Here is a 26677-nt window from a genome sequence, read left to right as displayed (position 1 = left end):
GAAAGGGAGGCTTTAAGCATATGAGGACAGTAGAATGGATTTATCTTATTTTTAACTTGCTTATGTTCGTGGGGGTAATCGGGATCGGGAGACAGAGTCAACATTTTCGGAAAATGGTATGGGGTGGATTCGTCATATCGGGTGTGCTGTTGATCGTCCATAGTGTGGTCGAAGGACTTCGTTGGCCGATGATTCCGGCGTATCTGCTCACGTTGGTTCCACTGGTTGTGTTAGTTACACAGGCAAGACGCCAGCAAAAGTCAGGTGCAACTTCGCTGAATAGTAAATGTTCCGAGGCGCCATCTTCGACATCACCTGTAGCGGGGAAATTCGGACGTGTTCGAATCATCGCAACGTCTCTCTTGGTGGTGGTATACGCTATTGTGAGCATTGGCTTGCCACTGCTGTTCCCGGTGTTTTCGTTTGCCAAGCCAGCAGGTCCCTATGGAATCGGAACGGTATCCTACGATTGGACAGATAACAGCCGTGAGGAGTTGCTGACGAGTTCTGCCGGTGATCAACGGGAGCTGATGGTACAGATCTGGTACCCAACGAATTCAGACGCAGAGGGCGCAACAGCTCCTTATGTTAATAAGCCGGATATCTATGCGACAGCCTTCAATGAAGTGCTGAAACTGCCAAAGCTTTTATTTTCCAGTCTGAGTCAGGTCAAAACACATGCGATACAGGAAGCTCAGTTGTCTGAGGCCGAAGCCAAGTATCCGGTTGTTCTCTTCTCTCATGGTCTGCATGGGTATGAAAATCAGAATACGTTCCAGGTCGAGCAGCTAGTGAGTCAAGGATACATCGTTGTGGGCATTAATCACACGTATAGCAGTCTGGTGTCCGTATTCCCGGATGGACGTGTGGCGCAGTTTGAATCGGAAGGGAAAGAAGGTTTTGAGCAGCTACAATTCAGTTACATGGACAAGTTAAATGAGACATGGGTGAAGGATGCACAGTTTGTGCTGGATGAGGTAGAGAAGTTGGGTGCGGAAGATCCGAGCGGACGCTTTACCGGACGTATGGATCTGGACAATATCGGCATGTTTGGGCATTCATTTGGCGGAGCAACGACAGTACAGATGTTAATGGATGATCCACGTGTGAAAGCAGGCATGAATATGGACGGTGTATTGTTTGGCGAGAAACGTATCCCTGCGGAAGGCGTGGGCAAGCCGTTCCTGATGATGAGTGCAGACTCAACCGTTGCAGGTACAAGTGTGATGAGTGACGAGGAAATTGCTGCGATGGGCACGACCCGTCCGGAAGCCGAGAAATATTACGAGGAAGTGTACGAGCGCTATGAGCCGGTAACCGCAGGAGGGAACTTCTGGATGGAGCTGACCAACACCAAACATCTGAGTTTCTCCGACCTCTACCTGATCTCTCCACTGCTCGAATGGACGCAGGGTGTAGATGCGAGGGGGACACAACAGTTGGTTAACGATACAACGATTGATTTTTTCAACCACTACTTGAAAGGGCAATCGCTTCATTTGGACACGGAAGTGGGAGAACATGAATCCTATTCGTTGAAAAAAGGCTAAACGTATAAATGGAAGGAGACTGGAGTTCAGTCTTCTTCCATTTGTTTTAATCGTAACCGCATGCCCTCCTGCAACAGGTTAATGCCATCTACAATCTGGCTCCATTCGGGATTCATCACCTTGCACAGCTTGTTAAAACGCAGAATGCGATCGGTCACAGAGTCCAGCATATATCGGGCCTGTTTACTAAAAAATACTTCAGGTGTTTCGGCATGCTCGACACTTGCATACATCAACACAAAGTCCCACACCATGCTTTGCACAGCAGGGCTATCGATTGCCCAACGCTTGTCCAGCGCTTCGGTAGTGCGAATGCGAATAGCCTCCATTTTTTTCACCCAGACGTCCGCTTCGACTTGTGGTTGATTCACCATAATGAAGAATGGAACCTCCAGCCGAGCTAGATCAGCCCAATAGGCCGGATCATTGATCAGTTCCTGAATTTCCTTCCAGGCCAGTGTTTGCTGAGCCGTCAGTTTGGTATCTTTCATCATGTATTTATCAAAAAAGTGCAGAAACGACACTCTCCACTCCTGCGGAATGCTGTCCAGCAGATGGGATTCATCCACCTTGGCAGCAACAGATTGTTTTCGCCTGCTCGCATTGGCCGTTAGCGATTCTACCAGACTGGAGATGTAGGTAAGAGACTGCTCCGAGCGCAGTGAAGTTTCTTCTTCATGCTGCCTCGCTTGCTGCAAAACGGAGAGCATGGAATTCATCGTGCCGATCTGGGTTTCCAACGCTTCAATCTGCAGATCCAGTGCCTGTGCTACCGCCAGTTCACCGGACATGAGCTTTCGAATATCCGGTATGCTGAAATTCAGATAACGAAGTGTTGTAATGAGTTCGAGTTGCCACAGGTCTTGCGTTGTATAGAGTCGATGCCCACCTTCCGTATGACTGGAGGGTTGTAACAGTTCAATCTCATCGTAATAACGGATCGTTTTCACCGTGGAGCCGATCAGTTTGGCTGCTTCACCGATGGAATAGGGTTCTTTGTTTGCATTCAACGAGATCACCTCATGATTCATTATACAACCTCCTGTCACTGGAGATTCAATGTTAGACGACTGTCATGGAATTCTGGCGGGCTTAGTTTAAATTCCACCCATCTCGGTTACAAAGGAAAGAGTGCAACTTTTACGCAAATTAAATTCACAACAAATAAAAAATACGTTTATACGATGGGTATCGTGTAAATAACCAAGGAGGAAATTGAACATGGCTAATCAAGATCAGCACACCATGCAAGATCCAACGACCCAATATCCAAAGGCGACACCGGAGTGGAAACAGCAACAGGATGAGCCGGGGCTCCAGCGTGAGATGACCCCTGTTCCCGATGCGGGTGAGAAAAGTTATAAAGGCAGCGGACGTTTAACAGGACGTAAAGCGGTTGTGACCGGAGCCGACAGCGGAATAGGCCGGGCGGCAGCGATTGCGTTTGCTCGTGAAGGCGCGGATGTCGTTCTTGCCTATCTGCCGGAAGAGGAAGCAGATGCGCAGGAAGTTGTGAAGCTGATTGAGGAAGCCGGTCGCAAAGCAATTACGATGCCAGGTGACCTGAAGGATGAGAAATACTGTGAAGAACTCATTGAATCTGCGGTAAAAGAGCTTGGCGGGATTGATATCCTTGCTAACGTGGCAGGTAAACAGCAGTTTGTGGAGCAGATTGCGGATCTGACCACCGAGCAGTTCGATGCAACGTTCAAAACAAATGTCTATTCCATGTTCTGGCTCTGCAAAGCAGCTGTGAAACACATGAAGCCGGGCAGCTCCATTATCAACACATCATCGATTCAGGCATACAAACCTTCGCCAATCCTGCTGGATTATGCGACAACGAAGGCATCCATTAACACGTTCAGCAAAGCGCTGGCGCAACAGGTGGGTAGCAAAGGAATTCGTGTCAACGTTGTTGCACCAGGCCCGGTATGGACACCACTTCAGGTCGTGGGTGGACAACCAGTCGAGAAGCTGGCCGATTTTGGCTCCAATACACCGCTTGGTAGAGCAGGACAACCTGCCGAGATGGCTCCGGCATTTGTGTTCCTGGCAAGCCAGGAATCCAGCTATGTGAGCGGAGAGACACTGAATGCAAATGGCGGTACGGTTAGTCCGTAAACGTTGGATATAAAAGGCCTATAAATCCTAGGTCAGTACTCATAGGAAATTTAAGCAAAACACTCCATTCCCGATGAAGGTGAATGGAGTGTTTTATTGTTATGTTATTTTTTATGAAAATAAAATTACTTCTGCTCTGGTTTCGGGTCCAGAATGGCATAACTGCCTAGCGTGGCTAATTGTGCTGTATTCAGAAGGGCTTCATCCACTGCAGCGAGGGCTTCGCCGGCAGCTGTCATCAGCTCATCAGAGTCAACAGGTGAGGCGAAACGGAGAATGACCCGGTTCTCTCCTTTTTTGAGTTCACTCTCAGCCTTGGTTTTGTACTCATTAATGGACGCGACTTCGAGATCATTCTGCACATAATAATCATTGGCATCGCTCTCGCCATTAAACATCGTGAGCTCGGAATCAAGCCAATAATCTTGATCCGCTATCGTTTTCTGACTTGCAGCAGTCTCATCATTGGCATTGTACAGGAAATACGGGATGCCGGAGTTCGTCAGGTTGTTGGTGGCATCGACATGGAACCATTCGTTCCCGATTTTGACCTTGTTCCATGCATGTGGAACGCCGCTGGAAGCGCCCGTTACAACGATGCTTTCCAATCCCGAGAGATCGGAGAGCAATTTGTAAACGGAAGCATAGCTGGCACATACCCCAACTCCTTTGACCAGAATACCGTATGTGGTAAACGAGTCATTAAACTGTGGATCGACATTTTTGAAGTTGTTTTGCTCCGCATTTTCCAGCGCTGCATCATCATACTTTGCGTTATCGTTCAGATAATCGTAGATGGCTTTCCGTTTCTCGTCTTCGTTCATACCATTCTTGATAATGGAAGCCACCACTTCGTTTGCTTTGGCAATAATCTCATCTTGCTTCTTCTGGATACCACTAGCCGATTCATTGTAATAAATGGAAAGGGTAAGTGTACCATAGTTGTATTCGAAACCTTCCACACCAAGAATCAATGGATTCTGGTACATCACTTTCAAAACAACATCTGAGAGTGTCGTGAAATTTTGAGCTTCGGGGAAAGCTTTTAACGAAATTTTATCTTGTGCCGCAATCATGTTCTTGGCTAAAACTTCTTCCAATGCGGAATCTGCATTGATCATTGCATCGCCTGTAGCAGGCTGAGGCACGGTTTCCTCATTACCTTGTTCTACATTTTGCTGTGTATTCGATTTCTGTTCATCTACCAGGTTGTCTTCTTCAGCTTCGGGAGCTGGAGCAGGTGTTTCATTGGAAGTTTCTTCAGAAGCCATATCTGAAGAATTATCAGAAGTATCATCGGAAGCCTCAGTAGATAGAGGATCAGTTGCATCTTCTGACGTTCCAGTATCGGTTGTAGACTCTGTAGTTGAAGTTTCCGAAGCCGGTGCTTCCTCTGTTTCCGTTGCAGACTCAGGTGCATCATGATTGTTAATGATCGTTGGCACATCAGGTGCAGGAACGTAAGGTGTGTCATTCTTTGGTTCCACCAGTCCGTTGCTGGAATCGGCTACGGTTTGCTGAGCAAGTCTGTCCAGGTCTGCTTGGGTCACATTTTCTACGCGCACGTAACTTTTCAAAGCTGTTCCTTTAACGTGAAAAGGAATATTCGTTTCATTGAACTCTGAAATTTCTACGCTTTTGGTATCATAGACAATGGTTTCACGAGCTAGAGAGCCGTCATTGTACTCAACTGTTGCTTTCTGAGGAAGTACATCTATATTCTTTAATTTCTCCCTATACAATTGTTCTTTCAGAGATGTTGGCAACTGGGAAGCAAGCGGAGCTGTAGGGACACCTCTGCTAAAATTGGATTCTTTGCCTCCGCCGATTGCAGTGACGTAATATTCTCCTCGTATACCATGGTTCTGAGTGGTAGTTATCATTTCATTATAAGTGCCTAGCCCGCCTTTTCCGTCTCTCAAAAAATCATTGAAAGACGTCTCTGTCGTTACCGCAATATCTAAAGGCAGACTATTACTGAACGCGTCCTCTGCGCCAGTTAGAGGTACATTTGTATCGAAGTTGGTTAGGTCAGAACGTTTATAAATTTTATATTCTGTGGCACCTTCAACCTTGTCCCAGACCAACTTGAACCGTCTATCTTTGTCAATTTCGTATCTTAGGTTAGGTACGGGTAACTCCGATTTTACTGTAAACGGAATAATGATGGGCTGATCGAGTAGTGTTAGCTTCTCAGCATCTGGATCATAATTCAGACGAATGTAATAAATGGGGGCACCGCCCCAAGAACTTTGATCCTTGTTCATCATGGAATCTGAACTTAAAACGCCCCATCCAAGAGGTCTAATAGAAATACTATTGTCATGAATATCTGATAATAAAGGTACTTCACTTGCTTTGAGTGCTTTAATATCGGTATGTACGGATATGGTATCTCTCAGGGACCAATTAGATTTTCCTAAATCTGCTTTAAACTTGAACGTAAATTCTTCATCCTGAGCTACGTTGTACATCGGCATGATCGCTTGTTCCGATTCAGAGCCGTATTTCTGCTTCAAACTTAAAATGGTAGAACCTTCTACTACTTCTGTAGGGTTATTTTCGGACGGACTACTCTCCTGTTCAGTACTCTGGCATCCAGCCAGTAACAGGGTGAGTGCAAACATAATGAAAAATAGACGTTTCATGATACACCGCTTTCTTGTTTTTCTGAGTTGCTCTAATGCTACGTTTCTACACACCGAAAGACTATCAAAATTGGTTAAAACCCATACACGAACCTCTTAACAGCCAAACCTCCTATTAATTTCCTAATATCCTTTGCTAGTTTATGGTCATATTGACGCATTGTCAAGGTGAGAGGGTAGGTTTTAAGTCCTGTAGAACAATAGAACAGTTGTAATTCCATAGCGGGGGGACCATGTTAAAATACAAGAGTTACTACATATTTATATATATAACAGAAGAATAATTGAGGAGGCTGGATTGGCGTATGACAGCAGAACAGATTGTCAGAACCTTTTTTGAAGAAGTCCGATCAGGCCGGAATCCTGATTATGCAAGCAGCGTGATGGCGGAACAAGTACTGGCTCATCAAGTAATATCCGAAGCTGAGGTCACGGTCACCCGAACACCTTCCGATTATACGGATCATGTGCGAGAGATGATTGAAGCATACGGGGAGTTTTCACTCGAAATTCTGGAGTTGCTGACGCAAGGCGATAAAGTCTATGTGCGCTGGAGACAAACCGGTACCCATGTTGGCGAAGTGGACGGATACAGCCCAACCAAACTCCCGGTTATTGAAATTGCCAGTGCGGTATACCGAGTGGAAAACGAACGAATTGCAGAGTATTGGATACAGATCGACAGGTTGGGCATCGAGAAACAATTGGAACGTAATCGGAGCTGAGTTTCTCAGCTCTTTTTTAGTTTTCAGTTCTTTGTAAGCGTTCCCGTGTTATAATGGACAAAGTTGTATACAAGTTACCTAAAACGTTTTCTGTCTTTTAACTCCATAATCTGAAAGTGAGGTTCAGTGATGATTAAAGCAACGGAAGATAATCAATATGTTGAACTAACAAGCCCGACAAGTTTACCGAAGGCATCCGGATTCCTTTGGAATGAAAAGATGATGATTCATGTGAATTGCCGGGGGTACGCGGTGGCCCAATTCATGCAGCCCGAACCTGCTAAATACTCGTATGCGCCCAACCTGGAAGCCAAGACGTTTATGCAACCGGAGCAGCCATACTATGCCCACCATCCGGGACGGTTTGTCTACATTAAAGATGAAATAAGTGGCGAAATTTTCTCAGCCCCGTATGAACCGGTTCGCAAGCAGGCGGATAGCTATACGTTCGCTGTCGGTAAACACGATATTCATTGGAAAGTGATTCAGGACGACATTTGCATCGAGATGTCCCTGCGTCTGCCGAAGGAAGATGTCATGGAGCTATGGCGTGTGAAGGTAACCAATCTGTCTTCGAGAAAACGCAAGCTGAGTATCTACCCGTATTATACGGTCGGTTATATGTCCTGGATGAACCAATCCGGTTCATATGTGGAAGATTTGCAGGGCATTATCTGCTCGGCGATTACGCCGTATCAGAAATATCAGGATTATAGCAAAATCAAAAACTATAGTGACAAAACCTATCTGCTTGCAGATCACCAACCGACTGGCTGGGAAGTAAATCATGAGACTTTTGAAGGCGAAGGTGGGCTACATAATCCTTCGGCCCTGCAGTCGGAGACACTGGCTGGTGGAGATGCACGGTACGAGACACCTGTAGCTGTATTGCAATATAGAGTCGAACTGGAAGCAGGAGCGGAGCAGGCGTATCGATTCATCTTTGGTCCGGCTCATGATGAGACAGAGATTGAGGGCATTCGTCAGCATTATTTTGTGAAGCAGAATGAGGAAGGACAGGATGGTTTCACCGCAGCCGAGCAGGAGTATGCTGGTTATATTGCGGAAGGGCAAGGGAACATCCAGATTGAGACACCGGACAGCTGGTTAGATAATGTCGTGAATCATTGGTTGCCTCGCCAGATGTACTATCATGGCAAAACCAACCGTCTGACAACCGATCCGCAGACGCGGAATTATTTGCAAGACAACATGGGCATGAGTTATATTCAGCCGCAGATTGCACGAGCTGCGTTCTTGACCGCTTTGTCTCAGCAGCATATAAGCGGCGCGATGCCAGACGGCATTATTTTGCACCCGGACGCAGAACTGAAATATATTAACCAGGTTCCTCATACTGATCACTGCATCTGGCTTCCGGTCTGTATGAAGACCTATTTGGATGAAACGAATGACTATAGCATTTTGGAGGAACAGGTTGCTTTTACAGACAGTGAACAAAAGGTTTCCGTACTGGAGCATATGAATCTTGCAATGCGCTGGTTGATCCATGAGCGTGATGCGCGTGGGTTGAACTATATCAATCAGGGTGACTGGTGTGATCCGATGAACATGGTGGGGTACAAAGGCAAAGGCGTATCCGGCTGGTTAACCATTGCGTCGGCATATGCGTTCAATGTGTGGGCAGATATTGGTGAACAGGCAGGGCATGGCGAGGTTGCAGCGGAATTCCGTCAGGAAGCCACTCAGACCAATGCTGTAGCCAATGAGTATCTGTGGGATGGGGACTGGTATGCCCGCGGAATTACGGATGATAACGTAGTGTTTGGTGTAAGCAAAGACGTGGAAGGGCGCATCTATATCAATCCTCAGAGCTGGGCACTTATGAGCGGTGCTGCGGATCAAGATAAACAGGAGAAGTTAATCCGTGCGGTAGAGGAGCAATTGGAGACGCCATATGGTGTCGAGAAGCTCGCGCCGTCTTTCACAGCGATGCGGGAGGATGTAGGCCGTGTTACGCAGAAACATCCGGGAAGTGCAGAGAATGGTGCCGTGTACAATCACGCGGCGGCGTTCTATATTTATGCGTTGTACCTGGTGGGCGAGAAGGAGAAGGCGTATCGTCTGTTGCGTAAAATGATTCCTGGCCCCGATGGCGAGGATATTCTCCAGCGAGGTCAGCTACCTGTATTTATCCCGAATTATTATCGCGGAGCTTATCGGCAATTCCCACGTACAGCTGGGCGCTCCAGTCATCTGTTCAACACCGGCACAGTACCTTGGGTGTATCGCTGCCTGATCGACGGATTGTTTGGACTGCAAGGTCATGCACAAGGACTTCAAGTGCGGCCGCAGTTACCAGAAGATTGGAACGAGGCATCAGTTACGCGGTTGTTCCGCGGGGCTGAGCTGAATGTAAACATGAAGAAGGATGCAACTGTCCGGACAATTGAGGTACATGTTGACGGTCAACGGATTGCAGGCGACATCATCAAGAATATACAGGCTGGCGTGAAATATGAGGTGCTGGTGAAACTGCCTTTGTAGAAAGAGTACGGAGTAGCTGATAAACGGTGTGAAGAGTTTTGGACAATCACTAAGAAAAATTAAAAACTGCCTTTCCTTCATAGGAGGAGGGCAGTTTTGCTTTCAAGATGTTGTTTTGAATTAATCTGTTTGTCAGACTGAATATGATAAAAGAATCCACAAGCTAAGCTTGATTAGCAAACACTCTATTCTTTGACTCTGTACCAATAGCTATAAATCTCTGAATAACCCAGCTTGGCGTAAAGCTTCAAGGCAGGTGCATTATTCGCAACGACTTGCAGATAACTAGACGTAGCGCCATTCCTTTTTGCCCAATGCAGGAGATGCAAGATCATCTGTTCAGCAAGTCCCCGATTCCGGAAGTTAGCGTCTGTAATGATATCATACAACCCGATATAGCCACGTTCGATGACACCAAACCCACAAGCGACGACTTGCCCGTCGATCAACAGCGAGATGAAACCTACCTTTGTTCGGATATTGTCCAACATTAATTCCGTCGTTTCCCGTTGCAGATCATTCACCTGATTTAACCTGCAAAAATGATCCAGCCACGCTGTGGTCAACTGTTCGTCGATCTGTACAGTTTGGTGCACAGGCTCTTTGATCTCTTCCAGACTCCGAGTCTGGATACGGGTCAGATCGACAACGCCATACCCTTTTTCTTGCAAAAGCTGGTCGAGATGATCCGGCTGAATAAACGGCGTGATTTTGAATATGGTACTTAACTGATTGGAGGCATAGATGCGCTCACATTCCTCAATCTTTTTATGCACATCCAGAGTGGAGTCGTAGATAGGTTGAACGGAGTTGGCACGTTTGGTATATCCTTTGGCAAAACGCAGTACCCAGCCGTCATATAATAAGGTGGACAAGGGTTGCCAGTGGCTAAGCGATAGTTCTTCAATGGTTTTATGTTCTGAATCTATGGTATGTGTCATATCCAACCTCCGATTTTATAATTAAATAATAATACATAATTCTGTATAAAAATACAACACAAACATATATATCGCCGAACAGTATGCATTATAGCCGGAGATGGTATACAATTTAATTTGGTTGAATGAATAACTTCAGAAGCGGAGCGCGTTATGTTAACTATAGAATTAAATAATCACAGCATTAACTGTCATATCCAATACGGTAAACGCAAGAAAGTGTCCATCACGATGGACTTGCCTTATATGGTAACAATCAAAGCACCCAATGGTACCAGTGAAGACATGATCCGGCAACTTGTAGAGCAGCACGGGGATGTAATTTTGAAGAAATCCGCACTGATGCAGCGGGCGCTCGAAGGTCCTCAAGCCAAGGAATACGAAGATGAGGGCAAGGGGAAGTTTCTGCTTTTTGGCAAGGAGCATGCATTGCATGACTTAATCCCTGTAGAGGGTCTGACAGAAGAAGAGCTGCGAGCGAATCTGAAGAAGTTTTATTTTGCCGAGTGTAAACGTATGATTGGGGAGCGCATCGGTCGCTATCAGCAGGAGTTGAAGGTGAAGCCGAAGTCAGTAGAAGTCGTAGATTCTCCCACCAAGTGGGGCAGTTGCAGCTGGGACAAAAAACTTACGTTCAATTATCGCCTGGCGATGGCGCCATTGGAAGTGATCGATTATGTCATCATTCATGAACTTTGCCATATTCACCACATGAATCATGATCGCTCTTTCTGGCGACGGATCGGCAGCATCATGCCGGATTACAAAACAAAAGAAGATTACCTGATGCGCAATGGTCGGGCTATGACACTATAATTCCAGACCCAAGTTTGTACTTGATACGATAGATCCCTCCATTATAATTCGTAAAATCCGCGATGGTCCCACTGTTTGCAGTGAGCGGCTTCGCGGATTTTCGTATTATCAGGTTAGCCAGTAATTACTGGTTGGCCTTTTTTTGTGGTCGTTTTACGATGGGGGAAGCCGGGAGAACGTGGCGGTTTTAGGGGCTAGGACCTCGTAACAAAAACAGTTCTCCCACGACCTTCCAAAAGACCATGTTTGGGCTGGTAGGGGCAGCTGACCCCGTATAACAAGCGAAGCTATGGGTTTGGAACCATCGTGGAAAGGACCGGCGAAACGAAAGATAAGGAGTGAGGACATGGAACCTGTTGTTGGTGTAGATGTCGCTAAAGGTTCAAGTGTGATACAGGCGTTTCAAAAACGAAATGAGCCCGTTGGTAAAGCTATCGTCATTGAGCATGTTGCGAGTGGATTCGAACAATTTACGGAGGTGTTAGGGGCCCTTCAAGCCGAAACGGGTGTTGCTCCAGTGGTTGTTTTGGAGGCGACTGGGCATTACCATCGTGCCTTGGTGTCCTATCTGAATCGGAGTGGCTACACCTACTACATTGTGAATCCCTTGCAATCCAAGCGAGCGAAGGGAACGCAGTTACGCAAAGTTAAAACAGATGCTGCAGATGCTTGGCATCTGGCAGAGATGTACTATCGCGGCGACGTGAAGCCGCATCGAAATTGGGATGAGACGTTTACAGAGCTACAGCATTTGACTCGGCAGCATGAGTTTGTCACGGGAATCTTTGTGCAGGCGAAGCTGAACAGCAGAGCCTTGCTGGAGCAAGTTTTTCCGGCGTATGAGCAGATATTTTACAATGTGTTTTCAACAACATCATTGACGGTGCTGTCTCATTGTTTGGAGGGAAGTGTGACGAATTGGAATGAAGTCATTCAGGGTAATTCGGGACGATCCCATTCCAAGCGATGGGCCAATGAAAAAGCGAGAAAACTGGAGGAAGTACAGGATGAATGGAGAGAAATTCGGCGTAGCCCCGCTCAAAGCAAGGCACTGCTCGGAATGGTCTCTTTATTGTTGACGATGATTCGGCAACTGGAGGAACTCGAAAAACAAATGGAGGAACTCGCAGAAAATCTGCCTGAAGTCGAACTGGTGAGAAGTATCCCGGGAATTGGAACGAAACTGGCCGCAGCCATTGTAGCTGAACTAGGTGATGTGAAACAGTTTAGTGATGCGAAGCAACTTGTAGCGTTTGCGGGCCTTGACCCAGGGATTTTCAGTTCAGGAAAGTTCACAGCGACAAGTACACGAATTACGAAACGAGGCTCTAAAAGGCTCAGACGTTCACTATATTTAGCGGTGCAATGTGGAATGCGAAAGAATGCGAATGCAAGAATCCGTTCGTACTACGAGAAAAAAAGAAACGAGGGCAAGCCCTACAAGGTGGCCGTGATCGCCTGCGCAAACAAGCTGTTACATCACATTTTCGCCATCTTGCAGAAAGGCCAGCCCTACCAAGTGTAATCCATATTTAACCAAAACCTCCATACCCGTGGAGGTTATTCGTGTTGGTCGGAAAAAGTATACCACGAAAAGAGAACTCATCCAACCAGAAATGCTTGACAAACATTAGCTGGTTTTTGTTATGTCTGGATCAGGAGTGGGTTACTTGAACGCCGTATTGTGTGAAAAAATGAGTAACCGCATCCATGTTCATTCGATTATCAAACAGATGCTCAGGATAATAGATGCCTGGAGCCATAGGTTTGTCCATTGGCATCATCAGTATCTTCTCGGCTTGCACCGCAGCGCCGAGTGCAGTCATGTGGGTCTGACCGAGTGGGTCAGAGACTGTTATCGTTCGTTTAACGTCGTTTCCTTTCGCATCCAGCCCTTTCAATTGAATGACCAGATGATGTGCACTCCCGGTTCCCGAATTATAGAGCAATTTCCGCCGGAATGGCTGGAAACGTTCACCACTGATCATCTTCCATACTCCGGTTTTGACCAATCCGGCGAGAGCATATGTAGATACCTTACTATCGAATGAGATACGGAAACTGGCGGAATCGATATGGCTGGTATGAGGTAATGTGACGTGATCGGGTGTATCCAATCTGTAACATGGAGTCGTATACCCGTTCGGGAAATGAACTTTGATCGGATCTGTCATGGGATAGACGAGTCGATGTGTATTGGATTCGGTTATCTGAAAAGGAATACTCATCCGGTCCATGAAGGCTGCCGAGTCAGGGCCGGCCTTATCCCGCAGCGACCATAGGGCATGAATGTTTACTTCGACATGTTGCAGAGAGTTAGAAAGTATCATGGCAAAGAGTGACGCCGTTCCTGCCATCCATCCAGAGGACAGCACTACCGGAGCATGAAGCTCTTCCTGCTCTATTGTACGGATCGCTTGATTGAACACCTCAGTCCAGCGTGTTATATCGATAAGTGGAATTTTTCTCCGCACTGCCGATACCAGTAGCCGATCATCCAGATCGTTCACTGCATTAATGATTAGCGATATATTCTCTCCTGCGTGAATCAGTGGATCGTCTGCATGGGTATCAACAACAACCGTTTGGACACGATTGGATGGAAAAGGTGCTGCTTTACCCGCAGAACGGCCTCCCAGTACCAATTCCAGATCAGGATGCCTGTCATGCAAAATGCGGGCAAGCTGTGCACCTACAGCACCATAACCTCCAGCGATAAGAACTCTTTTTCTATTCATTCGATATACCTCCGTTGATATGTTCATTTACTTATATGTTTAAACTATTAAACCAATAAGGGTGAAGAAAAGGAATGCAGTTCACCAGCGCGATATGCGCTAGCTCTGACATTCCACTTCTACGAGATGAACGAGCTGTTTGAGTAATTCGATCGCATCGTTGAACTCCAGCTTGTAATACATCTCCGTACCTTTTTTCTGAACCGATAACAGCCCGGATTGACGCAATATTTTCAAGTGATGAGAGACCGTAGGGCGTGACATGGGGACATGCTCTGCAATCTGAGATACGTTCATGCTCTCTTGATCAATGAGCAGCGATATGATTCGCTGGCGAACGGGGTCTCCCAAACCTTGAAGATAAGGACTTAGATTCTCGAAAATATCAATAACTTTTTGGTTACCCATCGACTCGTTCATGGCTCACTCCGTTATAATGTTTAATTGTTTAAACGTATTATAAGGCTTAGTTCACTTAAAAATCAAATTTAACATTCCAAGTTGCAGGAAAATAGCTGTTCCGCTTGTCCATTTGAAGTACAATATAAGCAAATATGCCCGTACCACGAATCCATTGATGTATCCGTGGTGGAAGGAGTCCAAGATGGCTGAGAGTAACCATTATTCGGTGCTGGTAGATGAATATATTTCGGAGTTTGCACCTGATGTACAGGTGAGATTACAGGCAATAAGACAGATTATTCGTGAAGCGGCTCCGAACGCCGAAGAGAAGATCAGTTACAAGATGCCTACGTATGCACAGCATGGGAATTTGGTTCATTTTGCCGCTTACCAGCATCATATTGGGTTTTACCCTGCTCCCAGGGGAATTCAAGCTTTCCAGGAGGAACTCTCCAAGTATAAAGGGGGAAAGGGGTCTGTCCAGTTTCCGCTGGATCAGCCATTGCCCGAGGATCTCATTCGCCGGATTGTGGAGTATCGCGTGAAAGAAAATGTGGAAAAAGCTCGGGAGAAGAAGCAGAAGAAGTAGTAAATGGTAAAAACCTGTTAGTCTACTGAAGGGGAAGTACAGATGAACAAAGCACTAATCGTGTTGGATGTGCAGTATGGTATTACATCATTAAAGGATTTCACAGTTCAGTTGGGCAAGATTGAAGCGGTTATCGCTGATTTTGAACAGCAACATGAGCCAATCATATACATGAAACATGTAGATTACGATCAGGAGGCTTCTTCACTGTTCTATAAAAATGCTGCGAACCTGGAAATTATAATGGGTACGGGTCAGTATCCTGTTATGGAGAAAAGCAAACCAAGTGCCTTCAGCAATCCGGAGCTAAGAACTTGGCTACATGAGCATCAGGTAGAACATGTATTTATTGTTGGATTCAACATGGAATATTGTTGTCTGTTTACGGCAATTACTGCAGAATACGAAGGGTTTAAGGTAACCTTGATTGAGGACGCAACAGGTTCAGTGAACACAGCGGAGACGTATGAGATGCCGGGTCTGGACATTCAGGATTTTGTCGGTTCGATTCTGAATTGGTCGAATTGTATTGAAGTTTTATATGTGGATGAGTATAAAGAAATGTATCGTATCTAGCGTGGTTTACAAGTGACGCCGGAGATTTGAGTAGGGTATAATAAGAGCAGATGAGACGTAAAATGCAAAGAGAGCCGCGCTGGTAACACGACTCCTCCGAGCAATAGCCGCTTTTAAGGGCGGTGGGCTTCGCTTAGAAAGATGATCAACAATAGACCGCATCCTTTTGCGAGGGGGGCGGTCTATTTGTGTGTATTGGACAGAATAAGGCATCCTTTGTCAACATCACAGTGTGCATTTTAGTTTGGAGGGGAATTCGTATGATCAAGGTTCATTTATCTCGTATTATGGGTGAGAAAAGAATTAATATTGCTGATTTATCCCGACTAACCGGATTACATAGAAATGGGATTGCCAAGTTATATAATGAAGAAACCGATGGTGTGAAGTTCGATACGCTGAATCGAATATGTGAGGCTTTGGATTGTGACATCCAGGATATCATTGAGTTTATTAAGGACGAGAAGTGATCTTCAACATTTAGCTAAGGCCCTATACTTTTAAAAAATTGGACATATAGACCGTTACCTTATCGAAGGGACGGTTTTTTTTCTGTTTGTATACACATACTGATCCGCACCGATCGCAAGCGTTACTCCTTTTCAGCGATTTTTCAGCCAGAGCCATTATAATACTCACGGAATCCTGTAATCGAAAAGGAGTTTTTGCATGTCTAAGGTGCTGCATAAGTCGTTTTATCTCATTTTGCTCGTGTTTGTTGCGGTGTTTATTGCTTCGTCCTTGTTGGTACGGGCACAGTACAACTATGCCTTGTATGGGGACAATCCCATTTTGGGCATGCAGCAGTGGAGTATTTTTCTCCCGGTCATTCTTTTGCTTCTTGGTTCAGGTGTCGGGTTATATGCTCTATGTCTGAAGCTGGACAAATACAGCCCGAAGGTTGTCATTCCGATTGTGCTGTTATGTTCTCTCGTCATTCAGATCATCATCATTTTTGTATTTCCGAGAGTGCCCACCGATGATTCACAGACCGTTCTTTCACTTGCTATGAACATGCTGTATGACCAAGACTACTCTTCGTTTGAAACGGGTGGTTATCTGCACATGTTCCCGTTTAACTATTCGATCGTGTTGTATCTGAAGACATTGCTGTACCTGTTCCCGGACAACTATCTGGTCATCAAACTATTTAATATTTTGTTTTCAACGTTAACAACGTTCATGATTTATCTTATCTACAAACAAGTGAACGACAGATCCACGGAACGTGATTACGGTGTGTTGATCTTTGCAGCCACGTACCTGCCTTCCTTATTCCTGAACAACCTGATCTATAACGATGTGATTGCTACTGCATTTCTGACATCGTGCCTATACTTTGTTCTTCGTTTTGTACGTGAAAAGTCTTGGAAAACCATCGTCATTGCCGCCGTTTTTCTCGCGATGGGCAATTACTTCCGAAGCATTGGCGTGATCGTGCTGATCGCTGCCATCATATATATCCTGCTAAATTTACGGAGCATTGGAATGAAGAAAGTCATCATTTCCATCGGTGTGCTGGGTATGTTGTTTAATGTACCAACCTGGACTCAGAATGCGGTTCTTCAATCCTCCGGTGTTGTGAGCGAATCTGTCGGAGAGAATGCTGCACCGGTCTATATGTGGCTGAATATGGGCATTAATCTGGAGCGTTTTGGCTTCTGGGACAATATGGAGAGTTATCAGATCTATCAGAGGCAGGCCAACTACAATAAGGCTGAGAGCGCAACATTGTTCAAACAAGAGATCAGCAACAAGCTGTCTGAAGCAAGTGCAAGTGACTTGGTGCAGATGTATTACAAAAAGATTATATGGACCTGGACCGAAGGAACGTACCAAATGGACCGATACGGAATCGGCAATGAAAGTTCCTTGGGTGCCGGAAGAGGAAGGGGAGGTGGAATCGCAGGCTCCTACAGTTACACCAATGCGATAACAGAACTGTTGCAAGGGGATTCGGCTTATCGGACAGGTTTGCTCTGGATTGTATATGTGATGAATTTCTTGATGTACTGTTTTATTTTCATCCGGTTGGTCGGTGGAATTCGTCATAAACGGTATGATGAAGTCTCCTTAATCCTGGTCATTCTCGGATTCATCGGATTTTATATTCTGTGGGAGATTAAGTCCAGATACATCTACCCTGTATATCCGTTGTTGGTTGTGCTGTCCTATATGGGTTTCAAAGATACGTATGACTTCATATTCCATCGTAAAGGTACCTTGGAGAAATATTCCCTGAGAAAAAGGTGATCATATGCGAAAAAATAAATATTTCACATCGGTTACAATACTCCTTTTGCTAGGGTGCTCGGTTATGCTTACGGCCTGCGATGTGATAACCGCTCAGAATATTACCAAGACCGGTTCTGCACAAGGCATGAACGGTGGCGGTATGCCGAATGGTGGCGGACTGGGCATGAATGGAGGAACACCGAGAGGTGGAAGAGGCACCGCGGGCATGAATGATCGAACAGGCAGTCCTGGCATGACGCAGGGGATGATGAATGCCGACATTACTGGTAGAGTCATCTCCGTGAATGGAAACACAGTTACGCTGGCGTTACTTAAGGTGCAGGACAACTCATCCCCAAGCATGGAATGGAAGGATACCGGAATGGAGATGAGATTGAATTTAAGTGATGATGTTACTATCACTGAAGGCATGGGGACGCCGGGTTCGGGCAATTCCAGCCCACGTGCGAATTCGTCCATTCAGGTGTCTGATCTTCAAAAAGAAAACATCGTGATGGTGTGGTATAAGGACAACACCGAGACGGTGGAACGGGTGATGGTTGTCCAGTAAAAAATGATGGGATTATCGTCATTTTGTAATTGCTTACATTTGGCTTATCGGCTATTATGGTAACAACTGGTTTTTTGAAGGGAGTGAGCGTCATGAAACGACGGTCTAAGATGGTATGTTCCATTACTACAATGAAGGTAAGCATAAACTGAATAATTCCGGCAGACCATTCAGATGCAGGGTGGAAACATCCAGTTTCCCAGTCCGGTCTGAGATCTGTCGATATATAGGGATGTAACTGCTCATTTTTTCTGGCGTATGCGAGGTTTATTTGCTTGTGCAAATTTCTCATACACTCAGAATTTTTAAAAGCCGCAGGCATAGCCTGCGGCTTTTTGCGCGCAAAAATAGACATTCGTTGCCTACAAGCAATGCACATAAAACGATCAAAAAGGAGAACTGCCCATGTTAAAATTAAAATATTTATTTCAACATAATGATCTTGCCGAGATGATTTTAAAGAATTGGAACTATGATCCTGAGTCGCTGGATATGTTTCAGTATTATCGCATATCCTCCAATGCCGTGTATCCGTTCAGAGATCAGGGGGAAGTGAGATTACTTCGATTTGCTCCGGTAGAGGAGAAAAATCAAATCAATCTCAGCGCTGAACTGGAGTTCCTCCGTTATCTTCGAACGAATCAGTATGGAGCCATGGAGGCTGTACCTGCCAATTCAGGAACAGAACTTGTAGAGGCTCACACCCCATGGGGAGTGTACTATGCTTCCGTATTCAAGCGAGTACCTGGATCGCAGTTAGGAAGCATTGATTTGAATGACTCCATCCTGTACAGCTATGGTCAGGCGTTGGGTGAGCTGCATCATTTATCACGTACATTCATGCCTGAGCAAAAGGAGAAACGCTGGACCTATACGGATGTTTTGGATTGGATGCAGGAGATCCTGAAGGGTTTTCCTGGTGAAACGGCTGCTTTGAATGAGGTGGAGTTTCTTCGAACGTATTTTGCGACTTTACCGATGACCCAGCAAAATTTCGGTCTCATTCACTACGATTTTGAACTGGACAATGTTTTCTATGACGAAGGTAGCCAGTCTTGTTATGCCATTGATTTTGATGATTCGATGTATCATTGGTACGCAATGGACGTGGAACAGAGTCTGGATAGTTTACGTGAGGAGATCGAGCCTGAACAATGGGAGCAGAAGAAACAATTGTTCCTGAACGGGTACTGGTCCGAGGCAGGAGAACGTTATGATCTGGAGAGTATGTTCCCCGCTTGTCGCCGTTTTGCCAACTTGTACGGTTATGTGCGTATGCTTCGATCTGTTGCAGAGCAGTGGTCATATGAGCCGGAGTGGATGAGCGGACTAAGAGCGAGGTTAGCGAGGATAATGACAGAAAAGGCAGAGCAATTCGGTCATCCGATTTAATTTCTAGTGCAGCCGACGCTTCTCCAATTCCATAAAAATATGTCATGTTCACACCAGAAATAATATGTTTCGAGAAAAAAACCAGCTGGGAATTCAATGTAGAATTCCTAAGCTGGTTTTTTACATGTTACTCGGTATAATCACTTATCGCAGTTCGCCCCGCCTCTACACTGATCCAGTAGGAATAATCTTCGCGCACGTCCACATAGAGGTTAAGTTCCTTCGCATCAAGGTTACTTACCGTTAGTTTAAAATTGCCATAGGCATCTGTTGTAACCTGCTGTGTCTGGATGTGCTCTACAGCAGGCGAAGGACCATGGATTTTGATCGGCATCGTCTGGTTGGCATACGCCGGGAACGTACCTTGAAGGACCAGTGTGTGATCGGAAGAATATACTGCTTTCATGGTCTGATCCGGTAGTCCGCCGTTCTTTTCATTCTCGGTAGCTTCAGTGGCATTCTTTGGTCTGCTCCATAGTTCGAAGCCTTTTTCCTTCAAGTTCTGGAGAAAAACAACGGCCTCTGCCCGGGTCAAGGATTCTTGTCCCGCATAACCTTGCACCGTAGCTGCGGTTTTGCCTGAAGAGTATCCCATGTTCAGCAGATACCGGATGGCATCGTCGTCCTGGGTATAATTTTTACCGCCAAGCCCCGCCACGATTAAGGCTACTTCTGTTCGGTTCAAGGCATGATTGCGCAGCTTCGGATTCTGTTTGCTGGCATCCAGTTTCAGATTCAACGCGGAAGCATAGGTGTAGTAACGATCACTCCAGATGTTTCCTTTAGTAGCTTGTCCCTCTGCAGCATCTATGCTCTGAATGACATGGGAATTCGCATACAGCTTGAACAACATAGAGAGGAATTCGGCTTCACTCACCTGATTGTTGGGTTTGAACGTTCCATCCTCGTATCCACTGACCATCTCCTGTTGAACGGCCCATTGAATGGCATCTTTCGCCCAATGTGTACGGACATCAGTTAATTGGGGAATTCCCGTTACCGTAACAGAGACAACCACTTCTTTCCCTTCAAAACGAATCCGAATTTCGGCTTTACCAGCCTGAAGTCCAATGATTTTTCCATCCTTGATGACAATGCGATCTGACGTCGTGGTGAAGGAAACGTTAGACTGTGGAACATAGGATGTTCCGTTATCATTCACGGCAGTGATTGAAGGCAGATCAATCTGTTCTCCTGCTCGGACTTTCAGGTTTGGTTGTCCTGGCGTTATACGGGTAAGCGTTGTATCTTGAACACCGTCCACATGGAAGAAACGTGTAGAGTATGAGATTTCCGCTGCTGTACCGTTTTTCTTTTGCAGACCTGTAATTCGAATGTTGAACGTATCGCCGTTTTTTAACAATTGCACATCGTCGGGACGGAATATGATGGCGTAACCATATCCATATCCACCTGTCTCTACATTGAAATAGGCTTGATTAAACCATTGTTTATCCGCAGGGTCCACGTTGTAATAACCGGTTGGAAAGCCACTGTTCTGATTCTTTGCATTAAAGGTCCATGTACGTTGATCGGAAGTCCGAGTCATCTCGACCTGTACCTCAGATAGTGATGGTTTCGTAAATACATCTGTATTCAGTTGAACAGACCAGGCCTGTGTGCTGCCAAAAGCTTCGATTGGAAATGCGCCCTGATTCGGGAACAGGCTGTAGTTGAACGAAGTTCCCCCCGTTCTGCTTTTATCAAATACCTGCATGGCACTATAGTACTGATCATATGTCTTGCCTGCTTCACTACGAGTGGCGAGTCCAAATCCGATTCGTTGCAGTTGTGGACTCAAAATCCAACGCCTGTGACCCAATCGATCAATATTGGAGGCGTCTGAATCATTCATGTAGGCCTGTATGCTTTTTGTCAGGACGTTATTCTTTGCACTGCTGGTAACGTACAGATTGGAGCTGCTGGCAGACTTTGAACCGGTGTCAAAGAAATCCTTTGGCATATCTCCTGTCTGTTTTGGAGAATGGGACAGGTATCCACCCGTGGAGACCACAACAGCCCCATGCTGGGCTTGACGATTCAATGCCGGATCAAGGACAAGATCGCCCTGTAGCCCCGTGATAAAACGATAAAAGTTGGCTGCATTCAGCCCTTGTTCCAGATAGGCGTCACTTACCACACCAGCAGAGTAGGGAGCACTTGTCGAAGGTGTCTTTGTATACAGGGGAGATGTATCATTGCCATTCATCCACTGATTCCACTTTTGGACAATCTCCTGCTGACTTCGCTCAGGTAACAAACTGTCGACCTGTTCCGCATGTGCCGCTTGAGCACCCCATAACAGAAACAGCAAACCTGCCAAGGGCAGAGTGAACAGTGAATGTATTTTATTTTTCCGGTAAACCATGTTTCCAACCCCTCTCATATCTGAACGTACGAAGAACATATGCATGTTCAGCATTATGGTATATTCATCGACATTACAGCTGGTTTTGCTTAGAGCCAGGCATGAGAGCATAAGGCCGAGCATGTGAAGGAGGATGTTTAAATTAGGGAGTTGGTGGTTCATTTGTTGAAAAAAGAGCACAGGCCACCCCGCTGATTGGGGACAGCTTATGCTCTTTCTACATATGTATCTACTTTTTAGTCGATACTCAGGTCGAAATCAGGCTCACACATATAATCTAATGGGTACAGATCATCTCGTGCCGAGATTAATGCACGGAAATGAAGATCCCTGATACCGTGCTCAGTTGCACTTTCATCTGAGCGATTGGAGACAAGTTCAGCTACCACAAAAACGTCTTCTGCGAGGTTACATTTAAAAAGGACATTTTTCGGATGAATGACTTCCTCCAGGTAACTGTACGTCATCACGTGAAATACTTGTCCGCACCAGTTTGTCTTGATCACTTTATAGGACTTTGTGCGAACCAGATCCAGATAACGTTCCAGCTGGAACGTATGCTCAAATTGCGTAATATAACCTTTTTTATCTACATCAATCGTAAATTCGACATCATAGCTCACATGCATTTCATCTTTATAAGTTCCGTTCATAACCTTCATGTTGTCAAAGTGTGATCCGAATTCCGGATCTTCTACATAGGGAATGGTAACGAGTTCGGGGTCAACATATTCTGTGATCTTACTGTTACTGGAAGGTGGGGTGTAATACTTCGATGGCTGAAGATCAATCGATCCAATCATGCTTCCAGGAAAACCGGGGCTGCAAGTTATTCGCATAGTCATCTCCTTCGTTGTTGGTCAGTAGTTAGACGAACGAGTAACAATAAAGTTGCACCAGAATAAGGAAATGAAGGATGAAGCCAGTAGTTCGCACGCCTGAGTAAATTTGGATCAGAGCCAATGTATTAATACTTCTTTTTTGAAATTTTGTTATATTCAGAAAAATATACTTCTATGCTTTTGATCTTTTACTATCCAAATTTCGTTAATTGTTTATAGAGGGGGTGAGGGAGCGTTGAATGATGAAGAGCTTATTCAAGAGATTCGCGAAGGTAGCCGTGCTGCCATGGAAGTACTGGTGAAGCGGCACTATCAGTCGATATTTGCTTATGTTTACCGGAAAACCGGAGAGTACCATACTGCTTATGATCTAACACAAGAGGTATTTGTAAAAATGATGAATTCCTTGGACAAGTATCAGAACACAGGTAAATTCAGTCACTGGCTACTGAAGATTGCAGTGAACCATTGTAGAGATTATTATCGTGGGCGGGAGTTCAAGCAGCAACAAAGAGAGAGTGAATTAACTGAGGATGCGTTCCCTGCCAGTGAACAACAGAATGTTTGGAATATTTTTCATAAGCGATTTCAGAATGAGCAAGTCAGGCGCGCAGTATTAAGTTTGCCTGATCACCAGCGAGATGCAGTCATTCTAAACTATTACAATGGATTGAAGATCAGGGAAGTTGCTGAACTTACGGGAACCAACGAATCGACCGTGAAGTCGCGCATTCGATTGGGGATAACGAAATTAAAGGAGATTATTGTGGGAGGTGAACGGGATGAAAAGCAGAGGAAACGGAGATGAACTGAATCCTGTAACAGAGTTGGAAATAGAAGAGTACAACGAAATTGCTTCATATCTGGATGAGTATCCGGTCGAATTTCCATCCGAGATGGAGATTGACAAGACAATTAGAATACTGGATACATATATGCCAGATCACATGAATGCTCACCTGAAACAAAAATCATCTGGGAATTCAGTCAAGGAATTGTTCCAGTTAGTTTATGGTGAGGTTGCTGTCTTCCACAAATCTTACTGGTTAGTTTGTTCAATGCTCTTGTTGTTCGGCTATTGGCTAGGTACTCACAGTACGACAGACCCGTACATGAGTGTGCTCTTTATAGTTCCTGTTCCATTTGTACTTGGTTTGCTAGAAGTTTTTAAAGGTCGAGATCAAGGATTAATGGAAATCGAACTGACCTGCAAAATCACGGCACAGCAACTGATGCTTACCCGTCTAATCGTAGTACTTATTGGGAATATGGCGTTTGTTGTTTTGCTTAATTTACTTATATCAAGCGAAAAAGATGTTTCCATATCATGGAGTGCTATCGGCCTCTCGTATACACAGCTTATGATAGCAGCAGGTACAAGTCTATGGCTTGCGATGCGTGTCAGAGGTGGGACAGCCGTCAGTATCTTTTTAATTGTATGGTTCGCGCTGGTTTGGCTTGTACTAAGTAATCCCGAATTGAAGACTCTACTTCAATCGATCCAGCCCACAGTACTTATAGCGATGGCTCTATGCGGAGTTTTACTATTAATCAGTCAGATCTATGAGATGGCAAGGAAATATACATCACAGACAGAAAGAGGTTACTCCTTTGATACTGACCATGGATAACGTATCCAAGAAATACAGGAACAAGTTGGCTGTAAAAGAAGTCTCACTAGAACTATCCAGTGGTGGTGTTTACGGTCTCCTTGGGCCGAATGGAGCAGGGAAGACAACATTGCTTCGCATGATTGTAGACATTTCCAAGCCCACGTCTGGACAAATTTTGTTGAACGGGCAGTCTATCCAAAACATGGGAGACCGTTATCGAAGTTTGTTGGGCTACATGCCCCAGCGATTTGGATTTTATAACCGATTCAGTGCTTATAAATTTCTCAAGTATATGTGCTCTTTGAAAGGGATCGGTATTAGTCAAGCTTCAGCACGTGTGCAGGAAACGCTAGTGACGGTGGGCCTTGAAAATCAAGCACAACATAAAATCCGCACATTCTCCGAAGGAATGAAGCAGCGATTGGGAATTGCCCAAGCTTTGTTGAATGATCCACAAATTTTGATTCTTGACGAACCTACAGCTGGATTGGACCCCAAAGAGCGCATTCGATTTCGTAACATTATCGGCGAGCTGGGAAGAGATCGTATTGTAATGTTATCTACGCATATCATTTCTGATTTGGAGTTTTCATGTAAGGAGATGATTTTGTTGAATGAAGGGCAACTCATTGCCCATAATACTCCGGAAGAGATTATGAACCGGATGAAAAATAACGTATGGAAAGCGAAATTAAATCCGCAGCAACTTGCTGATCTTACCTCTCATTTCAAAGTAAGTGGTTTGTCTTATGAGTCTGATGGAATCGTAGCCAGAATACTTGCCAAAGAACAGCCTGTCCCGCAAGCCGTACGAGAATCACCTCGGCTTGAAGATGTATATATGCACTATTTTGGAGAGGAGACGAAGTCTTGATTCGTTTAACTCAATTCGAGTTTTATAAAATTATAACGCGTAAAAGTATTGGCATAGCATTGTCTATTTTAATTGTTTTTCTAGTCGTATATTCATTTTGGAGGCATCCTGGGATAATGGATGGTTCCGCCTTTTACAAACCTTATGAAGGTCCTATTACAACAGAGAAGGTAAAAGTCGCACATAATCAATATGATTCCATTTGGGATAGTACCAAAGGTAGATACCAATATGGTGCATTGTACGATATTGTGTTTTTTTCTCCAGAGACGATTAAGAACAGCACACGATATGATGATCGTGGCAACATCATGGAGCGAACAGTGAATGTATCCGAAATTTATTATAATAAACCTTGGGGTTACCTACTGGAATACATTGATCAATTCGGTGTAGTTTTTATGATGATTATGATTCTGCTAGGGTTGGCTCCGGTATTTACCGAAGAATATGTACTAGGTACAGCATCATTACTGCGTAGCAGCAAAAGAGGCAAAAGCAAGCTTGTATCAGCAAAATGCATTGCTTCCATATTGTACGTTGTGATGTGTGCCGTTTTATTTACTGGGGTAAACTTGGTTTTATATTGGTTAAGGTTTGGTAATCTGGCTGGGGCGGATACTTCCATACAGAGCGTGGGCATGTATGTTTACAGCTTTGATTATGAGTTCTCACCATATACGTTTACTGCTTTTCAATATTATTTAGTTCAATTGTTTACTCATATAGCAGGTAGCTTGGTCTTTGCATCTATTGTTTTACTGGTATCCGTCCTCAGTTCTACATCCTTTATAGCTATAATTGTGAATACCGTGATAGTAGGTCTGCCATACTTGGCCTTTGACGTATTAAATTTGAATTCCGGGTCATTAAAATGGGTCGAAAAATTTTCGATAAGTACCATGATACGGGTAACAGGGCTTTATCAAACACCAATAAACTATTCCTTATTCGGGCTGAATATGTCTTATTTAACCTTATATATAGTTGTGATGGCTTTCATGACTGTTTCGACTATACTTGCCACATATCGTATATTCCATAGCCGGGAAGTGTTTTCTTGAGTGAAGCTATGAGTGATTCCTTTTTTGAGAAATAAGGTTCGCAGTCCCTGCGGGCTTTTTTTTATTTGCAGGAGTACTGGCACTATTTCCAATCTACTTAC

The 26677-nt window shown here is 44.9% G+C and carries 23 protein-coding genes; 16 read left to right on the top strand and 7 right to left on the bottom strand.

From position 1 onward, the window contains the following. Positions 1-20: 20 nt before the first annotated feature. Complete coding sequence (locus MHI01_RS14425; RefSeq protein ID WP_339285547.1) at positions 21-1550, top strand: alpha/beta hydrolase family protein; 1530 nt, start codon at positions 21-23, stop codon at positions 1548-1550. 26 nt (positions 1551-1576) lie between these two features. On the opposite strand, the gene MHI01_RS14420 is transcribed toward MHI01_RS14425, so the two are convergent. Then, positions 1577-2581, bottom strand: coding sequence for a MerR family transcriptional regulator (locus tag MHI01_RS14420; protein WP_339285548.1), 1005 nt, complete (start codon positions 2579-2581; stop codon positions 1577-1579). Between the two features lie 190 nt (positions 2582-2771). Between MHI01_RS14420 and MHI01_RS14415 the strand changes: the two genes are divergently transcribed. Next, on the top strand, positions 2772-3674 hold the full coding sequence (locus MHI01_RS14415) for an SDR family oxidoreductase (RefSeq protein WP_017690578.1): 903 nt from the start codon (positions 2772-2774) through the stop codon (positions 3672-3674). A 125-nt stretch (positions 3675-3799) separates the two neighbouring features. Here MHI01_RS14415 and MHI01_RS14410 read toward each other — a convergent pair whose 3' ends face one another. After that, on the bottom strand, positions 3800-6322 hold the full coding sequence (locus MHI01_RS14410; RefSeq protein WP_339285550.1) for a transglutaminase domain-containing protein: 2523 nt from the start codon (positions 6320-6322) through the stop codon (positions 3800-3802). Between the two features lie 305 nt (positions 6323-6627). Here MHI01_RS14410 and MHI01_RS14405 point away from each other — a divergent pair, with 305 nt between their 5' ends. Both MHI01_RS14405 and MHI01_RS14400 read left to right on the top strand, forming a co-directional pair. Further along, complete coding sequence (locus MHI01_RS14405; RefSeq protein ID WP_339285552.1) at positions 6628-7047, top strand: ester cyclase; 420 nt, start codon at positions 6628-6630, stop codon at positions 7045-7047. Between the two features lie 129 nt (positions 7048-7176). Further along, complete coding sequence (locus MHI01_RS14400) at positions 7177-9555, top strand: GH36-type glycosyl hydrolase domain-containing protein (RefSeq protein WP_340983447.1); 2379 nt, start codon at positions 7177-7179, stop codon at positions 9553-9555. Positions 9556-9740: 185 nt separating this feature from the next. Here MHI01_RS14400 and MHI01_RS14395 read toward each other — a convergent pair whose 3' ends face one another. Beyond that, entirely contained in the window at positions 9741-10496 is a 756-nt protein-coding gene (locus tag MHI01_RS14395) for a GNAT family N-acetyltransferase (protein WP_340983446.1), read from the bottom strand. 153 nt (positions 10497-10649) lie between these two features. Between MHI01_RS14395 and MHI01_RS14390 the strand changes: the two genes are divergently transcribed. Next, positions 10650-11312 (top strand): M48 family metallopeptidase, encoded by a 663-nt coding sequence (locus MHI01_RS14390; RefSeq protein WP_036668307.1) that lies wholly within the window; start codon positions 10650-10652, stop codon positions 11310-11312. Positions 11313-11658: 346 nt separating this feature from the next. Continuing rightward, entirely contained in the window at positions 11659-12837 is a 1179-nt protein-coding gene (locus tag MHI01_RS14385; protein WP_340983445.1) for an IS110 family transposase, read from the top strand. Positions 12838-12967: 130 nt separating this feature from the next. On the opposite strand, the gene MHI01_RS14380 is transcribed toward MHI01_RS14385, so the two are convergent. Together MHI01_RS14380 and MHI01_RS14375 are read right to left on the bottom strand one after the other, a co-directional pair. Next, positions 12968-14050 (bottom strand): saccharopine dehydrogenase, encoded by a 1083-nt coding sequence (locus MHI01_RS14380; protein ID WP_340983442.1) that lies wholly within the window; start codon positions 14048-14050, stop codon positions 12968-12970. 99 nt (positions 14051-14149) lie between these two features. Next, entirely contained in the window at positions 14150-14470 is a 321-nt protein-coding gene (locus tag MHI01_RS14375) for an ArsR/SmtB family transcription factor (RefSeq protein ID WP_017690570.1), read from the bottom strand. A gap of 184 nt (positions 14471-14654) precedes the next feature. On the opposite strand from MHI01_RS14375, the gene MHI01_RS14370 reads away from it, so the two are divergent. From MHI01_RS14370 to MHI01_RS14345, 6 genes are all read left to right on the top strand, one after another. Then, a complete protein-coding gene (locus MHI01_RS14370) occupies positions 14655-15041 on the top strand; it encodes an iron chaperone (RefSeq protein WP_036668305.1) in 387 nt (128 codons plus the stop codon). A gap of 42 nt (positions 15042-15083) precedes the next feature. Continuing rightward, on the top strand, positions 15084-15617 hold the full coding sequence (locus MHI01_RS14365; protein WP_036668303.1) for a cysteine hydrolase family protein: 534 nt from the start codon (positions 15084-15086) through the stop codon (positions 15615-15617). A gap of 260 nt (positions 15618-15877) precedes the next feature. Further along, positions 15878-16087, top strand: a complete 210-nt coding sequence (locus tag MHI01_RS14360) for a helix-turn-helix domain-containing protein (RefSeq protein WP_036605982.1) — start codon at positions 15878-15880, stop codon at positions 16085-16087. A 199-nt stretch (positions 16088-16286) separates the two neighbouring features. After that, positions 16287-17870, top strand: a complete 1584-nt coding sequence (locus MHI01_RS14355) for a glycosyltransferase family 39 protein (protein WP_340983441.1) — start codon at positions 16287-16289, stop codon at positions 17868-17870. A gap of 64 nt (positions 17871-17934) precedes the next feature. Then, positions 17935-18423 (top strand): hypothetical protein, encoded by a 489-nt coding sequence (locus MHI01_RS14350; RefSeq protein ID WP_340983440.1) that lies wholly within the window; start codon positions 17935-17937, stop codon positions 18421-18423. 405 nt (positions 18424-18828) lie between these two features. Then, positions 18829-19815, top strand: coding sequence for a phosphotransferase enzyme family protein (locus MHI01_RS14345; RefSeq protein ID WP_340983439.1), 987 nt, complete (start codon positions 18829-18831; stop codon positions 19813-19815). A 127-nt stretch (positions 19816-19942) separates the two neighbouring features. Here the strand turns inward: MHI01_RS14345 and MHI01_RS14340 are convergent, their stop codons facing one another. Beyond that, positions 19943-22183, bottom strand: a complete 2241-nt coding sequence (locus MHI01_RS14340) for an S-layer homology domain-containing protein (protein ID WP_340983438.1) — start codon at positions 22181-22183, stop codon at positions 19943-19945. A gap of 236 nt (positions 22184-22419) precedes the next feature. Next, positions 22420-23022 carry a hypothetical protein gene (locus MHI01_RS14335; protein ID WP_282319367.1) on the bottom strand — a complete coding sequence of 201 codons (603 nt, stop codon included), beginning with the start codon at positions 23020-23022 and terminating at the stop codon, positions 22420-22422. A gap of 238 nt (positions 23023-23260) precedes the next feature. Here MHI01_RS14335 and MHI01_RS14330 point away from each other — a divergent pair, with 238 nt between their 5' ends. From MHI01_RS14330 to MHI01_RS14315, 4 genes are read left to right on the top strand one after another with little or no spacing between them, the layout of a single operon-like run. Next, positions 23261-23833, top strand: a complete 573-nt coding sequence (locus MHI01_RS14330) for an RNA polymerase sigma factor (RefSeq protein ID WP_036668294.1) — start codon at positions 23261-23263, stop codon at positions 23831-23833. Continuing rightward, positions 23808-24656 (top strand): hypothetical protein, encoded by an 849-nt coding sequence (locus MHI01_RS14325; RefSeq protein ID WP_036668293.1) that lies wholly within the window; start codon positions 23808-23810, stop codon positions 24654-24656. The genes MHI01_RS14330 and MHI01_RS14325 overlap by 26 nt, the downstream gene beginning before the upstream one ends. Next, positions 24637-25512, top strand: coding sequence for an ABC transporter ATP-binding protein (locus MHI01_RS14320; RefSeq protein ID WP_340983437.1), 876 nt, complete (start codon positions 24637-24639; stop codon positions 25510-25512). The genes MHI01_RS14325 and MHI01_RS14320 overlap by 20 nt, the downstream gene beginning before the upstream one ends. Next, complete coding sequence (locus MHI01_RS14315) at positions 25509-26576, top strand: hypothetical protein (protein WP_340983436.1); 1068 nt, start codon at positions 25509-25511, stop codon at positions 26574-26576. The genes MHI01_RS14320 and MHI01_RS14315 overlap by 4 nt, the downstream gene beginning before the upstream one ends. Positions 26577-26677: the final 101 nt, after the last annotated feature.

Source organism: Paenibacillus sp. FSL M7-0656 (assembly GCF_038003225.1).
Taxonomy (GTDB): Bacteria; Bacillota; Bacilli; order Paenibacillales; family Paenibacillaceae; genus Paenibacillus; species Paenibacillus amylolyticus.
Note: the sequence above shows the minus strand (reverse complement) of the source record. Positions and strands in the feature narration are given on the sequence as shown.

What these genes read in the sequence shown, in the direction of transcription:
- MHI01_RS14365 (WP_036668303.1), top strand. Translation starts at nt 15,084, where the DNA reads ATGAACAAAGCACTAATCGTGTTGGATGTGCAGTATGGTATTACATCA.
- MHI01_RS14345 (WP_340983439.1), top strand. Translation starts at nt 18,829, where the DNA reads ATGTTAAAATTAAAATATTTATTTCAACATAATGATCTTGCCGAGATG.
- MHI01_RS14420 (WP_339285548.1), bottom strand. Translation starts at nt 2,581, where the DNA reads ATGAATCATGAGGTGATCTCGTTGAATGCAAACAAAGAACCCTATTCC.
- MHI01_RS14380 (WP_340983442.1), bottom strand. Translation starts at nt 14,050, where the DNA reads ATGAATAGAAAAAGAGTTCTTATCGCTGGAGGTTATGGTGCTGTAGGT.
- MHI01_RS14350 (WP_340983440.1), top strand. Translation starts at nt 17,935, where the DNA reads ATGCTTACGGCCTGCGATGTGATAACCGCTCAGAATATTACCAAGACC.
- MHI01_RS14385 (WP_340983445.1), top strand. Translation starts at nt 11,659, where the DNA reads ATGGAACCTGTTGTTGGTGTAGATGTCGCTAAAGGTTCAAGTGTGATA.
- MHI01_RS14360 (WP_036605982.1), top strand. Translation starts at nt 15,878, where the DNA reads ATGATCAAGGTTCATTTATCTCGTATTATGGGTGAGAAAAGAATTAAT.
- MHI01_RS14395 (WP_340983446.1), bottom strand. Translation starts at nt 10,496, where the DNA reads ATGACACATACCATAGATTCAGAACATAAAACCATTGAAGAACTATCG.
- MHI01_RS14375 (WP_017690570.1), bottom strand. Translation starts at nt 14,470, where the DNA reads ATGAACGAGTCGATGGGTAACCAAAAAGTTATTGATATTTTCGAGAAT.
- MHI01_RS14325 (WP_036668293.1), top strand. Translation starts at nt 23,808, where the DNA reads ATGAAAAGCAGAGGAAACGGAGATGAACTGAATCCTGTAACAGAGTTG.
- MHI01_RS14415 (WP_017690578.1), top strand. Translation starts at nt 2,772, where the DNA reads ATGGCTAATCAAGATCAGCACACCATGCAAGATCCAACGACCCAATAT.
- MHI01_RS14425 (WP_339285547.1), top strand. Translation starts at nt 21, where the DNA reads ATGAGGACAGTAGAATGGATTTATCTTATTTTTAACTTGCTTATGTTC.
- MHI01_RS14335 (WP_282319367.1), bottom strand. Translation starts at nt 23,022, where the DNA reads ATGCGAATAACTTGCAGCCCCGGTTTTCCTGGAAGCATGATTGGATCG.
- MHI01_RS14405 (WP_339285552.1), top strand. Translation starts at nt 6,628, where the DNA reads ATGACAGCAGAACAGATTGTCAGAACCTTTTTTGAAGAAGTCCGATCA.
- MHI01_RS14355 (WP_340983441.1), top strand. Translation starts at nt 16,287, where the DNA reads ATGTCTAAGGTGCTGCATAAGTCGTTTTATCTCATTTTGCTCGTGTTT.
- MHI01_RS14370 (WP_036668305.1), top strand. Translation starts at nt 14,655, where the DNA reads ATGGCTGAGAGTAACCATTATTCGGTGCTGGTAGATGAATATATTTCG.
- MHI01_RS14390 (WP_036668307.1), top strand. Translation starts at nt 10,650, where the DNA reads ATGTTAACTATAGAATTAAATAATCACAGCATTAACTGTCATATCCAA.
- MHI01_RS14400 (WP_340983447.1), top strand. Translation starts at nt 7,177, where the DNA reads ATGATTAAAGCAACGGAAGATAATCAATATGTTGAACTAACAAGCCCG.
- MHI01_RS14410 (WP_339285550.1), bottom strand. Translation starts at nt 6,322, where the DNA reads ATGAAACGTCTATTTTTCATTATGTTTGCACTCACCCTGTTACTGGCT.
- MHI01_RS14340 (WP_340983438.1), bottom strand. Translation starts at nt 22,183, where the DNA reads ATGGTTTACCGGAAAAATAAAATACATTCACTGTTCACTCTGCCCTTG.